A 13006-nucleotide genomic window follows, 5' to 3' on the forward strand; every position below is an offset into this window, starting at 1 on the left:
CCTTATGCCTGCACCAGAGGGCCTGGGTTTTTCAGATACTGCTCGCGAATCGCGCGGGCAGACCAGTAAGCCAACGCGGCCACGGTGCCGGTCGGGTTGTAACCCAGCCCTTGCGGGAAGGCCGACGCGCCGATGGAAAACACGTTGTGCACGTCCCAGCTTTGCAGATAGCGGTTTACCGCGCTGGTCTTCGGATCTTCGCCCATTACCGCACCGCCGTTCATGTGCGTGGTCTGGTAACTGGTGGTGTCAAAATGGCTGTTGGCGTTTTTCGGGCTGCCGGCGATCAATTTCGGGTTCATCGCTTTGGCGATCGGCGCCATTTTGTCGTACATGAATTGCGCCATCTTGACGTCGTTTTCCTGCCAGTCGAACGTCATGCGCAGCAGCGGCTGACCAAACACGTTCTTGTAGGTGGGATCCAGGTCCAGATAGTTGCTGCGGTACGACTGATGCGCACCGTGGGCGTCCATCGACACGTGATGGGTGTAGGCATCCGCCACTGCCGCTTTCCACTTGCTGCCCCAGGCAGGGGTGCCCGGAGGCGTCGGCAAGCCGGAAATCGGTTTGGTGCCCGCCTGGTTGACCCAGAATGGCGAACCGCCGACGAAGCCTTCTTTGGCGTGGTCGAAGTTATCGGCGTTGAAATCGTCCACCCCGACGCCGTTGCCGCCAGCGCCGATGAACGGGTTGGTGAACACGTCTTTGTCGAAGAACGCCTTAATGGTGGTCAAGTTCTGATAGGCGAAATTACGCCCAACCACGCCCTCACCGGTCACTGGATCGTAAGGTTTGCCAATGCCGGACAACAGCATCAGATGCACGTTGTGGAATTGGAAGGCACCCAGGATCACCAACTCAGCCGGCTGTTCAATTTCGCGGCCCTGGGCATCAACATAATTCACGCCGGTAGCGCGGGATTTGTCAGCGCTCAGGTTCACTTTCAGCACGTTGGCGTTGGTACGCAGCTCGAAGCGCTTCTCCATGCGCAACGCCGGCAAAATATTGACGTTCGGCGATGCCTTGGAATACATGTAGCAGGCGTAACCACTGCAGAAACCGCAGAAGTTGCACGGCCCCATCTGCGCGCCGTAGGGGTTGGTATAGGAGTCCGAGGTGTTGGCGGAAGGCAGATTATACGGATGATAACCCACATCCCGCGCCGCCTTCTCGAACAGCTGCGCCGAAAAAGTATTCTTTTGCGCCGGCAGCGGGAAATCGCTGGAGCGATCGGCCGCGAACGGATTGCCGCCCTTTTGGCTCACTTTCTGCCCGTTTACCGTCCAGGCGGTGCCGGACGTGCCAAACACTTTTTCGGCTTTATCGAAGAACGGCTCCAGCTCGTCGTAAGTCACGCCGAAGTCCTGAATGGTCATGTCTTTCGGGATAAAACTCTTGCCGTAGCGCTCTTCGTAGTGGCTGCGCATGCGCAACTCGATCGGGTCAACGCGAAAATGCACGCCGGACCAGTGCAGGCCCGCGCCACCTACGCCGGTGCCCGGCAGGAAGGCCGCCAGTTGGCGATAAGGCACTGCGGTTTGGCTGGTGTTATGCCGAATGGTCACGGTGCTTTTCGACAGATCCTGGAACAATTTTCGGCGGATATTATAGGTAAGCTCGTCAATCACCTGCGGGTAGGAGCCGTCCGGATAGGTATCGCGCATCGGGCCGCGCTCCAGCGCCACCACGTTCAGGCCCGCCTCGGTCAGTTCTTTGGCCATAATCGCGCCGACCCAGCCGAAGCCGACGATCACCGCGTCCACTTTTTTCATTACCGTTGCCATTGTTACCCCCTCTCCCCACGAATTGATACCGGTGGGAAGGGATAACGTTCCCCTCGCTCAACCCAGTCCATAAAGTCGGCGCGCGCACCCGGAAAATTAATCAGCTTCCAGCCAACCATGTCTTTGTTGCCGCCATGGATTGGATCGCTGAAGAAACCTTCGCGGGTGTTTTGCAGCAGGTAGGAAAAGAACAGTTTGGCCGGTAACTGCGAGAATTCCGCCTCACCTGATTCAAACTTCTGCAGCAGCGCATCCTGCTGTGCAGCGTCCAGCTCGGCAAAGGGCTTGCCGGCGGTTTTCTTGCAGTAGGCATCGGCGTCACTGATACCCAGGTTATAAATCTGCTTCGGCACCAGCGGTAGCTGGTAACCCATCTCTTTCGGCACATCCGGGTTGAATGGCCCTTGCATGTACCAGATTGAACCTGTGGCATACGGAGTATTCATCTGGCGATCGATAAACTCCGGCACGCCGGCTTCCAGGGCACCAGGGCCACGATCGTCAGCCGGGATCAGGCGCGCCGCAGCAGCCTTGATAAATGCCCATTCTTCCGGGGTGAAAAACGTGGGCTGGTAGTCCGTTGGGGTGTCTGTAGCTGCGACAGCTGGCATAGGTGCCGTCAGGGCGCTGACGCCACTGCCGCCAATTACCGCTGCGGGAATTAAAGTCATCGATTTCAGCAGGAAATCGCGCCGTGAGTTGTTAGTTTTATCGTCCGACATGTCACATTCCATCCAAAGATAATCACAACTATTTAACCTCAACCTTGTGAACATTGCGGGATTTAAAAATAATTTGTTACGTATTTGTCTATTTTTTGAAGGTTATTTTGTGAACTCAAGCCAGAATGTTACCGGTAACTTATTGAATGAACGTAAAGAAATGACCGTGAATGTAAAATTAACTATTTGTGCGGTTTTTGAGGTAACAGGATGGGAAATAACGAAAAATGAGAGATACGTCGCGATGTTGCCGCGTCGATAACGAAAAACCGGCCGCTGCGAGCGACCGGTTTTAGTGAGAAATAAAGTTTACTGCGACATCGCCTGATAGGCCGTCGTGACCTTCCATAAATAGCGCGGCGCTTGCGGGGCCGGGTGCTTTTTCTGGATGTGCTGGTAAAACTCATCCGGGCTCATCTGATTAATGCGGTTTACCGCCACGCGCTTGTCTGATGAGAACGTGCGCAACATGGCGCCGGCCCCATTGACATAAGAAACGATGGTGGCGTAACGCAAGGTCTGTGGGTTGTTGATCCCGGCTAGCTGCTGGCTTTGAAGAATATTGATATAGGCCGTTCCCAGATCAATATTAACCGCCGGATCCTTCAACTCACGCGAGCTGGGCTGCCCGCTTCTGCCTTTCAAACGATAGGCGTCACGCCCGGCGGTTGACGGTTTCAGCTGCATTAATCCCACGGCGTTCGAGGTGCTGACCACGTTCGGGTTAAACCCGGACTCCACCTGAATAATCGCTTTAATCAGCGTTTCGTCAACGCCATAACTGCTGGCGGCCTGACGAATGTAATCGTTATAGGCTATCGGCGTCCCTGTACGGTTAACCGGAGCCTGCGGGGGAGTCTTTAACCAACCGCCGCGCGATGTGCCACTGCCCGAAATAGTACTTGTCGTTTGCGGGTCTTTGGCGCACCCCGACAAAAGCAAGATTGCCGTCAGGCAACCGATTTTTGTTTTCACAGAATCCCTCACTCCTTTCAATGGGTTGCGTAGCATATACAACTTGTAAGGACGCCTGCATAATTTTTTTGGTCTAATCTCAAGCTATTCATATACCAAGAGGTGATTTATGAGTCAATCTGCGACGACGTGTTTTGTGGTGACTTTCCGCTATCAGGAAGAAGGATTGGCTGATTTGGCCAAGCTTACCGGACAATTAACCCGCGATGGATTTGTCACTTCGGTGACAGACGAACAGGGCATTCCGCATCCGTTGAGCAGCAACAGTTTTGCGTTTATAACCTCATTGGATCAACAGGATGTACAACAGTTGGCGCAAAAGCTCGGGGAGGTTGCCCTGGGGAAAACGCCGGAGGTCGACATAGCCCGCTATGAGGAGTACGTTAAGCGGTTACATACTGATACATAAAATGCTATAACTCACCTGACGGTATTATTTTTGCAATGGATTAGTAACCTGCCGTCAGCCTGAAGGTGACGCTTGACTTTGCCATAAATGATATTGATAATCATTTTCATTTGAGCCAGGAGATGTCACCATGCTTTTGAAACAACGCGCTTTTCCCCGCCTGCCACTCATTCAGGCTACGGCGTTTTACCGCCCTTTTGCCCTGCTGTGTCTGCTGCTCGTCGCGGGCCTCGCCGGCAATCCCGCTTTAGCGGAAAAGAAACTGCGCGTGGTGACGACCTTCACCATCATTCAGGACATCGCTCAAAACGTGGCCGGCGACGCCGCGGTGGTTGAATCTATTACCAAGCCAGGAGCGGAGATCCACGATTATCAACCCACGCCCCGCGATATCGTTAAAGCGCAGCACGCCGATTTGATCCTGTGGAACGGCATGAACCTCGAACGTTGGTTCCAACGCTTCTTCGAAAACATCAAACAGGTTCCCGCCGCCGTGGTGACCGAAGGCATCACCCCGCTGCCAATCCGCGGAGGGCCGTATAACGGCAACCCGAATCCGCATGCCTGGATGTCTGCCAGCAATGCGCTTATCTATATAGAAAATATCCGTAAAGCCCTGGTGCAGCACGACCCGGCCAACGCAGAAACCTATAACCGCAACGCCAAGGCCTATGCCGCCAAAATCAGCGCGCTGGATGCCCCGCTGCGCGAGCGCCTGTCGCGTATTCCTGCAGCCCAACGTTGGTTGGTTACCAGCGAAGGCGCATTCAGCTATCTGGCGAAAGACTATCAGTTGAAAGAAGTCTATCTGTGGCCAATCAACGCCGACGAGCAAGGTTCGCCGCAGCAAGTTCGCCGGGTCATCGACGCCGTTCGCGCCAACCGTATTCCTGTGGTCTTCAGCGAAAGCACCATCTCCGACAAACCGGCCAGGCAGGTGGCGAAAGAAACCGGGGCGAAATACGGCGGCGTGCTGTATGTCGATTCGCTGTCTACCCAGGGCGGCCCGGTACCGACGTATATAGACCTGCTGAACGTCACCGTACAAACCATCGCCAAAGGATTTGATCAATGACCACCGAGGTTTTTGTCCGCCCTGAGCTGATCGTGGATGACGTTACCGTTACCTATAACAACGGCCATACCGCGATCCACAACGCCAGTTTTAACCTGAGCGGCGGCGCCATTTGCGCGTTGGTCGGCGTCAACGGCAGCGGCAAATCGACGCTGTTCAAAAGTATCATGGGGCTGGTCAAGCCCACCACCGGCCGTGTGCAGTTGAACGACAAACCGGTGGCGCAAGCGCTGAAAAAAAATATTATTGCCTACGTCCCGCAAACCGAAGATGTCGACTGGAACTTCCCGGTTCTGGTGGAAGACGTAGTGATGATGGGCCGCTACGGCAAGATGAATTTTCTGCGCATTCCCTCCCGGGAAGACCGACTACGCGTCGACAAAGCGCTGGAGCGCGTTGGCCTGAGCGAGCTGCGTACTCGCCAGATCGGCGAGCTTTCCGGCGGGCAGAAAAAACGGGTGTTCCTGGCGAGGGCGCTGGCGCAACAAGGTTCCGTACTGCTGCTGGATGAACCCTTCACCGGCGTGGACGTCAAAACCGAGAACGCAATTATCGATCTGCTGCGCGCGTTGCGTGACGAGGGCCACCTGATCCTGGTTTCCACCCATAACCTGGGCAGCGTGCCGGAATTCTGCGACCGGGTGATCCTGATTAACCGCACTGTGCTGGCCGCCGGCCCAACCGAAACCACTTTTACCCAAAGCAACCTGGAACAGGCATTCGGCGGCGTGTTGCGCCATATCAACCTGTCCGGCCCGGATCTGCACGACGATAACGATCCGCGCACCGTGACGGTATTGACCGATGACGAACGCCCGGCGGTGTTCTATGGCCATACCAAGAGCGACCCTCCGGCGCAAAGCCAGCCAAAGGAGAAGCAACTCTGATGCTGGACATTTTGCTGCAACCCTTCCATTACAACTACATGGTCAAAGCGATCTGGGTCAGCGCCATCGTCGGCGCCGCCTGCGCGTTCCTGTCGGCCTACCTGATGCTGAAAGGCTGGTCGCTGATGGGCGATGCGCTGTCGCACTCGGTGGTGCCTGGCGTCGCCGGGGCCTATGCCCTTGGTCTGCCGTACGCCGCCGGGGCCTTCTTCACCGGCATGCTGGCCGCGCTGGCCATGACGCTGGTACGCCACGTCACCCGCCTGCGCGAAGACGCCATCATCGGCTTTATTTTTTCGACCTTCTTCGCCGTTGGGCTGCTGATCATTTCACTCAATCCTACGTCGATTAACGTACAGTCGATTATCTTCGGCAATATTCTCGGCATCGCCGACGAAGACGTGCTGCAGGTCGAGATTATCATCGGCGTTTCGCTGCTGATTCTGTGCCTTGTGTGGAAAGACCTGCTGGCGGTGTTCTTTGACGAAAGCCACGCGGTGTCGATTGGTCTGTCGCCGCTGCGGATGAAAATCCTGTTCTTCACCCTGCTCAGCGCCTGCACCGTCGCGGCGCTACAAACCGTCGGGGCGATTTTGGTGATCGCCATGGTGATTACGCCAGGCGCCACCGCCTATCTGCTGACCGACCGCTTTAGCCGTTTAGTGATCATCGCCATCGTAATCGGCGCACTGACCAGCGGTGTCGGTGCCTACCTGAGCTTCTTCCTTGACGGCGCTACCGGCGGCGTGATCGTGACCCTGCAGACGCTGGTGTTCCTGGCGGCGTTTTTCTTCGCCCCCAAACACGGCCTGCTGGCGTCCCGGCGCCGCGTCGCCCGTGAACAGACCGGAGATCACTGATGGAAACCCTATATCAACTGCTCAGTGAACCCTTCGCCTACCCGTTTATGCAGCGGGCGATCCTGGCCGCTATCGTGACCGGCGTGGTGTGTGCGGTGCTGTCGTGCTATCTGGTGCTCAAAGGCTGGTCGCTGATGGGCGATGCTATCTCGCACGCTGTTCTGCCAGGCATTGTCGTGGCGTTCGTACTTGGCATCCCGGTGGTTATCGGCGCGTTTTTCTCCGGCATTTTCTGCGCGGTAGCCACCGGCTATCTGAAAGAGAACAGCCGGGTGAAAGAGGACACGGTGATGGGCATCGTTTTCTCCGGCATGTTCGCCTTCGGGCTGGTGCTGTTTTCCCGCGTCGATACCGATCAGCATCTGAGCCACATCCTGTTCGGCAATATGCTGGGGATTACCGACGCCGAGCTGAAACAAACGCTGCTGATTGCCGGCATTACGCTGGTGGTGGTATTGCTCAAGCGCAAAGATCTGATGCTCTACTGTTTTGACCCGAGCCATGCGAGGGTCATCGGTCTGCCGGTAAAACTGCTGCATTATGGGCTGCTGTGCCTGCTGGCGCTGACGATTGTCGCTTCTCTGCAGGCAGTCGGGGTGATACTGGTGATTGCGATGCTGATAGCCCCGGGCATCATTGCCTTTATGCTGTGCCGCAGTTTCGATCGCATGCTGATCATCGCGACGCTGGTGTCGGTATTCTCCTGCGTGCTCGGTACCCTGATCAGCTTTCACATCGATGGTGCCACCGGCCCCTGTATTGTGATCGTTCAGGCGATTGCGTTTATTATCGCCCTGCTCTACAGCAAACTCAGGCCATTACAACGTCACGAAGAGGCGTTGCGCAACGAGAAACCTTAACGCTTGCAGCGGTGAGCCCCCTCACCGCCGCTTATCCTTACCGCTGCCGGTAGATATCTGGCCGAACGATATGCCAGACATAGTCCTGACGATTCAGCGCTTCATATCCCACTTTTTGATACAGCCACGGCGCGGTGCCGGTCACCAGTATAACGCGCCGCAACCGCTGCAGCAGTGGATGTTCCAGCGTGCAGTCCATCAGCCAGCGGGCCAGCCCACGCCCCTGATAATCCGGCGCGACAAACACATCGCACAGATAACCGAAGGTGGCGTAATCCGTCACCAGACGCGCAAAACCTATCTGTTGCCGGTGATGATAGAGGCCAAAACACAGGCTGTTGTCGATGGAAAGTTGCACAGTCTCCTGAGAAATGCCTGACGCCCAACTCGAGGTGGTCAAAAATGCGTGAGTGAACGCCAAATTTAATTCACTTTTATCCGTATCTATCAGGTATTCGTCGCGACGCCACTGCCGGTTCTGCTCCATAACTCCCTCATCTTATTGATTATAAAAATCATTCTATACGAATCCTGTTGCCGCCAACCTGATAAACATCGCTCCGGTGCCATGAAGTTGCAATAGGCCGCGTGCTTAAATGAATCAATAGCGTATATACTTTGAGCAAACGCGACTGGCGAAAAAATCGCCTTCCGTCGGTGCCAGCTGTGCGCCAGGTCGTGTTTTCGGAACGGTAAAGAGGCTAACCTAATGAATTCGCAGGCAACACAGAGGGGGTGTACCATGTGGCAAGCCGTTAGCCGTCTGTTAAGTGAACATCTTGGCAGCGCAGAAATCCGCGAAAGGACTGAACTGCCCGGGGGAGAGATCCACCCGGCGTGGCGCGTGAGTTACGGTGACAACGAGGTATTTGTCAAATGTGATGCCCGCGAAATGCTACCGATCTTTACCGCCGAAGCCGATCAGCTGGCCCTACTGGCACGCAGTAAAACCGTGCGGGTGCCGCAGGTTTATGGCGTCGGCAGCGATCGTGACTACAGCTTCCTGCTGCTGGAATACCAGCCGCTGAAACCCTTCGATGCCCACGGCGCTCATTGCCTCGGCCAACAGCTGGCTCATCTGCATAAATGGAGTGAACAGCCGCAGTTCGGCCTCGACTTCGATAACGATTTGACCACCACTCCACAACCCAATGCCTGGCAGCGCCGCTGGTCGGAATTCTTTGCCGAGCAACGCATCGGCTGGCAGCTGCAGTTGGCGGCGGAGAAAGGCATGACCTTTGGTGATATTGATGAAATTATCGACGTAGTGTATCTACGCCTGCAACACCATCAGCCGCAACCTTCACTGCTGCACGGCAACCTGTGGCCGGGAAACTGCGGCATGACCGCCGACGGTCCGATCCTGTTCGATCCTGCCAGCTACTGGGGCGATCGCGAGTGCGATCTGGCGATGCTGCCACTGCACCCTGAGCTACCGCCGCAGATTTATGACGGGTATCAGAGTGTCTGGCCGTTGGAACATGGCTTTATTGAACGCCAGCCGCTGTATCAACTGTATTACCTGCTTAACCACAGCAATCTGTTCGGCGGCCAACATCTGGTCAAGGCGCAGCGTGCGGTAGACGCGTTGCTGCACCCTCAAGCGCGATAGTATCAAGGCGCTGAATCCAGCGCCTTGGCCTCGTCCAGTCTTAAGCGGCGCCAGCCAGTTGGCCGAGTAACTTGATGACGAACCAGGCAATGACCGCGATCACTACCGGCAGAATGTACAACGGGAAGTACTGCAGAAAAATGGTGTGGCGTGGCAGCGTAATGCGTTCTTCCAGTTGCACACGCGTATGCCCTTCACTGCCCTTGGCCTGCTCGAGGATCATCTGGTCCTCCAGGCCTTCACGGATAAACTTCACCTGGCGTGACATGCGTGCACCTGAGGCTTGCAGCGCCAGCCCGACAAAAATCAAAAAATAGATAACGATAAACATCAGATTGGCGCCGCTGAACAGGCTTTTCGCTACGTCCGGCACCGGCGAGTTATACCAGAAGATATTCAGGAACGGCGTATTGAAGCGCACCATATCCACCATGACGTGGACAAAATCCAGCATCACCGCATTAATGCCTTTGGTCTTCTCACTGTGCTGATAGAAAAACAGCAGCAGCGAGATCAGCGTTGACAGCAACGCGGGGATGAAAACTACCCAACCAAGAATACGTTTCACAATGGCGATGCGCCCAGCCTGTTGATACGTCATGTGTTCCCCTTGTAAGCGACGTAACCGTAATTGGCTAAGTCTACCTGTAGTTACTGAAACTCGCCCACCGTTTTCTTTAGCCTTGCTGTGCTACAAGCGTAGCCGGGATTATCCGTTTTCAACAACTTAACGGTGACAACGCATTCTCGTTAAATGGCTATATAGTTAATTCAATCCGTTCTGAAAGGGGGCGCCATGGTTCGCCTTATCATCTTGTTATTGGGTCCACAGGCGCTGCGCGGTCAGCGGCGTGCGCTGCTGCTGTTTGGCTGGGCATGGATCGCCGTCGGTCTGCTGATGTTAATTGACGTGCTAGAAGATGGCCGCTCGGTGTTGGCGCTGGACGCACTGGCGGTGGTACTGGCACTCGAGGGGCTGGTGGCGATCTCCGCCGCACTGGTGATTGGCTCCACTGCCAGCCGACCGGTATTGCTAAAGGGGCTGGGTTTTCTGGTGATGGCTTTTTTGGTGCTGGACGTCCCCGCAGACGACAATATTGTCGCCACTCTGGTGTTCGGCAGCGCGTTGCTGCTGGACGGTTCAGTGCGTATCGCCTCTTCTACCCTGATCCAGCACAGCCGCTGGAAACTGATCGCGTTGGCGGGCGGTTTCGAAATCTTGCTGTCGCTATTTATTTTTACCGGCTGGCCGGTGCCGCACCGCATGACGGTCCCCTTTTGCGTCGGCGTCATGCTTTTGCTGTCGGGCTGGGCGTTACTGCGCATTGCACAGCGGCTGGAGAGCTTCTCCCTGAACCGACAGCAACCTGCTGCTGCGCTAACGGTTCAGGCTGCCCCCTTGACGGTCTATGTCTGGACTCCGGTGGCGGCGGCGAAAGATGCGCGCCGGCGCTACATTGTTGACCGCTATATCGCCGCAGTGGATGGCGGCGGCCATATCTCCACCGGGCATGCCGCTCTGGCGCTGGCCCCGGATTTGTACATCAGCCATTATCCGCTGAATGACATCAGCCATTCAGTGCAGGATTTCCGTCAGTTACTGCACTCCGGCGAACAAAACAACGTCGAGGGTCGCTTTCTGCCCGGCTTGCAGCAAGAGGTGGCGGCCTGGTGCGCACCCGACAAGAAAATCCAGTTCCGCCGTTATAACCCAGCTGCCTTGCACGCCTTCTGGCAAGGGTATCGCCAGGACACAACCTACAACCTGACGCGCCGCAACTGTTCCACCACGGTGATCCTGGCGCTGGACAGTGCGTTGGAGGGCGTATTGGGCGACAAACCTCTGTGGCGGCGCTTTCTGTTTTTGATCCTCGACCCCAACCTGTGGATGCTGGCGGTGTTGCGTAGCCGCGGAGAGACCATGACCTGGACGCCGGGGTTGGTGCTGGACTATGCCCGCATGCTACAGCAGGTTACCGAGCGACAGCACCAGCGCTGGTGGTCAAAACTGCGCGATCTGTGGCGTATCCTGCGTTTCGGCAAGGCGCCAAAAGCGAATGCGACGCAATCCGGCAGGCAAAAATTTTAGTCTGGTTCCCGGCGATGCTAAAGTGGTGGCACATTCACCGACGCCGGCAGGAGCTCATCGCTAATGGCCTATTCGCAACGCATTGAAACCGCTATTTTTGATATGGACGGTTTGTTGATCGACTCAGAACCGCTGTGGCTGCAGGCGGAGCTGGATATCTTTGGCTCGCTGGGGCTGGATCTGTCTGACCGCCATAAACTGCCGGACACCCTCGGGCTACGCATCGATCTGGTGGTGAAAATGTGGTTTCAGGCCATGCCGTGGCAAGGCGTTTCGCTGGAGGAAGTCTCCGCGCGGATTATTGAACGCGCCATTGAGCTGGTACACGAAAAAAGGCCGTTGCTGCCGGGCGTGCAACAGGCGTTGGAACTGTGCCGCAGTCTGGATCTGAAGATTGGCCTGGCCTCCGCATCGCCGCTGCACATGCAACGACAGGTGTTGAAGATGTTCGATCTGGCGGGGTATTTCGATCAACTGGTGTCCGCCGAATATCTGCCTTACAGCAAACCGCACCCGGAGGTTTACCTTATCGCCGCCGAACGTCTCGGCAGCGATCCGTTGCGCTGCATCACGCTGGAAGACTCGTTCAACGGCATGATTGCCACCAAGGCCGCGAGAATGCGTTCAATCGTCATCCCGGCGCAAGAGTATCGCCACGACACGCGCTGGGCACTGGCGGACCATAAACTCGATACCCTCGAACAGCTCACTCCCGGCCATCTGGCGTAATCTTTCGCGGTGGCGTTATCGCGCTGCCGCCCTGCCTCTCTCTTTTATCCCCTGGTTCCTCCCGCTAATTTTCAAGACCCTGCCTTAGGCCTGAAAATAAATAAAACATTATTTCATTTTTATTGAATTAATGTACCGGAATATCTATGCTGAGGCATCAAGAAAGCGCCGGGTAGCCGGTAAGCGCTGTCACTGCCACGCAGCGCAACTCTGCCGCTCGGCGCTTTCTCCCGCAGGCCTACAGTCGAGATGCATTCGCTGGAGGTAGTCAACGCATTCCTTACGATCATCCACGGCATCCACAACGGTCAATGCTTAACCTTTTACGTAACAACTCGTTGTAAAACCGGGTAAAACAAACAATTAGTTACAGGGTAACCGCTTCCGCAACTGTTAATTTTCCCATATACTGGATAAATTAACAGTTTATCAGCCGGAACAACAACAGCATGACCGCGGAAGGACATCTTATTTTCTCTGTCGCTTGCGCGATTTTCGCCAAGAAGGCCGAGGTGACACCGGAGCTGGCCACCGGCGACTGGTGGCACATTATCCCTGCCGCACTGCTAACCTCACTGCTGCCCGATATCGATCACCCCAAATCGGTCCTGGGCCAACGCCTGCGCTGGATTGCCATTCCCATCTCCAGAGCCTTCGGGCATCGCGGTTTCACCCACAGCCTGCTGGCGATCGCCGGCGGTATGGCGCTATTCCAGTTAGATGTGCCGCGCAGTTGGCCTATCCCGCCCGACGTGCTGCATGCGATGATTATTGGCTATTTCAGCCACCTGTTGGCCGATATGCTCACCCCTGCCGGCGTACCCTTGCTCTGGCCCTGCCGCTGGCGCTTTCGCCTGCCGGTGCTAAATTCCCAGAAAGGCAACCAGTTGGAGCGAGCCCTTTGCCTCTGCCTGGTGGCCTTCGCTATCTATTGGCAAGGAGGGTGCACCATTCCTGTGCAGTCCTATTTTGAGCAAATCAAAAATATCAGACTGTGATCACAA

The 13006-nt window shown here is 55.9% G+C and carries 14 protein-coding genes; 9 read left to right on the forward strand and 5 right to left on the reverse strand.

The window, feature by feature from the left end:
* Window positions 1-2: 2 nt before the first annotated feature.
* The 3 genes from SPL01S_RS03715 to SPL01S_RS03725 all read right to left on the reverse strand — a co-directional run bounded on the left by SPL01S_RS03715 (window position 3) and on the right by SPL01S_RS03725 (window position 3481).
* Entirely contained in the window at window positions 3-1784 is a 1782-nt protein-coding gene (locus SPL01S_RS03715; RefSeq protein WP_062791963.1) for a GMC family oxidoreductase, read from the reverse strand.
* 2 nt (window positions 1785-1786) lie between these two features.
* Complete coding sequence (locus tag SPL01S_RS03720) at window positions 1787-2506, reverse strand: gluconate 2-dehydrogenase subunit 3 family protein (RefSeq protein WP_006324895.1); 720 nt, start codon at window positions 2504-2506, stop codon at window positions 1787-1789.
* 309 nt (window positions 2507-2815) lie between these two features.
* Window positions 2816-3481 carry a transglycosylase SLT domain-containing protein gene (locus SPL01S_RS03725; RefSeq protein ID WP_004943568.1) on the reverse strand — a complete coding sequence of 222 codons (666 nt, stop codon included), beginning with the start codon at window positions 3479-3481 and terminating at the stop codon, window positions 2816-2818.
* A 109-nt stretch (window positions 3482-3590) separates the two neighbouring features.
* Between SPL01S_RS03725 and ghoS the strand changes: the two genes are divergently transcribed.
* The 5 genes from ghoS to SPL01S_RS03750 all read left to right on the forward strand — a co-directional run bounded on the left by ghoS (window position 3591) and on the right by SPL01S_RS03750 (window position 7572).
* Window positions 3591-3890, forward strand: coding sequence for a type V toxin-antitoxin system endoribonuclease antitoxin GhoS (gene ghoS / locus SPL01S_RS03730; protein ID WP_013812623.1), 300 nt, complete (start codon window positions 3591-3593; stop codon window positions 3888-3890).
* A gap of 130 nt (window positions 3891-4020) precedes the next feature.
* Window positions 4021-4965, forward strand: a complete 945-nt coding sequence (locus SPL01S_RS03735) for a metal ABC transporter substrate-binding protein (RefSeq protein WP_063197646.1) — start codon at window positions 4021-4023, stop codon at window positions 4963-4965.
* The gene (locus SPL01S_RS03740) at window positions 4962-5852 is read left to right on the forward strand and encodes a manganese/iron ABC transporter ATP-binding protein (RefSeq protein WP_013812621.1); all 891 of its coding nucleotides are present in this window, start codon (window positions 4962-4964) and stop codon (window positions 5850-5852) included. The genes SPL01S_RS03735 and SPL01S_RS03740 overlap by 4 nt, the downstream gene beginning before the upstream one ends.
* Window positions 5852-6712 (forward strand): metal ABC transporter permease, encoded by an 861-nt coding sequence (locus SPL01S_RS03745; protein WP_063197648.1) that lies wholly within the window; start codon window positions 5852-5854, stop codon window positions 6710-6712. Before SPL01S_RS03740 ends, SPL01S_RS03745 begins: the two co-directional genes overlap by 1 nt.
* Complete coding sequence (locus SPL01S_RS03750) at window positions 6712-7572, forward strand: metal ABC transporter permease (RefSeq protein ID WP_063197650.1); 861 nt, start codon at window positions 6712-6714, stop codon at window positions 7570-7572. The genes SPL01S_RS03745 and SPL01S_RS03750 overlap by 1 nt, the downstream gene beginning before the upstream one ends.
* Window positions 7573-7609: 37 nt before the next feature.
* Here SPL01S_RS03750 and SPL01S_RS03755 read toward each other — a convergent pair whose 3' ends face one another.
* Window positions 7610-8059: a GNAT family N-acetyltransferase gene (locus tag SPL01S_RS03755; RefSeq protein ID WP_063197652.1), complete on the reverse strand. Its 450-nt coding sequence runs from the start codon at window positions 8057-8059 to the stop codon at window positions 7610-7612.
* Between the two features lie 255 nt (window positions 8060-8314).
* On the opposite strand from SPL01S_RS03755, the gene SPL01S_RS03760 reads away from it, so the two are divergent.
* Complete coding sequence (locus SPL01S_RS03760) at window positions 8315-9184, forward strand: fructosamine kinase family protein (RefSeq protein ID WP_004943546.1); 870 nt, start codon at window positions 8315-8317, stop codon at window positions 9182-9184.
* Between the two features lie 40 nt (window positions 9185-9224).
* Here SPL01S_RS03760 and SPL01S_RS03765 read toward each other — a convergent pair whose 3' ends face one another.
* Entirely contained in the window at window positions 9225-9785 is a 561-nt protein-coding gene (locus SPL01S_RS03765) for a YniB family protein (protein ID WP_004943543.1), read from the reverse strand.
* 195 nt (window positions 9786-9980) lie between these two features.
* Here SPL01S_RS03765 and SPL01S_RS03770 point away from each other — a divergent pair, with 195 nt between their 5' ends.
* The 3 genes from SPL01S_RS03770 (at window position 9981) to SPL01S_RS03780 (ending at window position 13000) form a co-directional block, all read left to right on the forward strand.
* Window positions 9981-11273, forward strand: coding sequence for an HdeD family acid-resistance protein (locus tag SPL01S_RS03770; RefSeq protein WP_063197654.1), 1293 nt, complete (start codon window positions 9981-9983; stop codon window positions 11271-11273).
* Window positions 11274-11336: 63 nt separating this feature from the next.
* On the forward strand, window positions 11337-12002 hold the full coding sequence (gene hxpB, locus SPL01S_RS03775; RefSeq protein WP_063197656.1) for a hexitol phosphatase HxpB: 666 nt from the start codon (window positions 11337-11339) through the stop codon (window positions 12000-12002).
* Between the two features lie 449 nt (window positions 12003-12451).
* The gene (locus SPL01S_RS03780; protein WP_004943534.1) at window positions 12452-13000 is read left to right on the forward strand and encodes a metal-dependent hydrolase; all 549 of its coding nucleotides are present in this window, start codon (window positions 12452-12454) and stop codon (window positions 12998-13000) included.
* The last annotated feature ends 6 nt before the right edge of the window (window positions 13001-13006 follow it).

It is taken from the genome of Serratia plymuthica NBRC 102599 (assembly GCF_001590925.1).
Lineage (GTDB): Bacteria > Pseudomonadota > Gammaproteobacteria > Enterobacterales > Enterobacteriaceae > Serratia > Serratia plymuthica.

Coding starts and splice junctions, on each gene's coding strand:
- SPL01S_RS03715 (WP_062791963.1), bottom strand. CDS start 1,784: ATGGCAACGGTAATGAAAAAAGTGGACGCGGTGATCGTCGGCTTCGGC.
- SPL01S_RS03720 (WP_006324895.1), bottom strand. CDS start 2,506: ATGTCGGACGATAAAACTAACAACTCACGGCGCGATTTCCTGCTGAAA.
- ghoS (WP_013812623.1), top strand. CDS start 3,591: ATGAGTCAATCTGCGACGACGTGTTTTGTGGTGACTTTCCGCTATCAG.
- SPL01S_RS03735 (WP_063197646.1), top strand. CDS start 4,021: ATGCTTTTGAAACAACGCGCTTTTCCCCGCCTGCCACTCATTCAGGCT.
- SPL01S_RS03740 (WP_013812621.1), top strand. CDS start 4,962: ATGACCACCGAGGTTTTTGTCCGCCCTGAGCTGATCGTGGATGACGTT.
- SPL01S_RS03745 (WP_063197648.1), top strand. CDS start 5,852: ATGCTGGACATTTTGCTGCAACCCTTCCATTACAACTACATGGTCAAA.
- SPL01S_RS03750 (WP_063197650.1), top strand. CDS start 6,712: ATGGAAACCCTATATCAACTGCTCAGTGAACCCTTCGCCTACCCGTTT.
- SPL01S_RS03755 (WP_063197652.1), bottom strand. CDS start 8,059: ATGGAGCAGAACCGGCAGTGGCGTCGCGACGAATACCTGATAGATACG.
- SPL01S_RS03760 (WP_004943546.1), top strand. CDS start 8,315: ATGTGGCAAGCCGTTAGCCGTCTGTTAAGTGAACATCTTGGCAGCGCA.
- SPL01S_RS03765 (WP_004943543.1), bottom strand. CDS start 9,785: ATGACGTATCAACAGGCTGGGCGCATCGCCATTGTGAAACGTATTCTT.
- SPL01S_RS03770 (WP_063197654.1), top strand. CDS start 9,981: ATGGTTCGCCTTATCATCTTGTTATTGGGTCCACAGGCGCTGCGCGGT.
- hxpB (WP_063197656.1), top strand. CDS start 11,337: ATGGCCTATTCGCAACGCATTGAAACCGCTATTTTTGATATGGACGGT.
- SPL01S_RS03780 (WP_004943534.1), top strand. CDS start 12,452: ATGACCGCGGAAGGACATCTTATTTTCTCTGTCGCTTGCGCGATTTTC.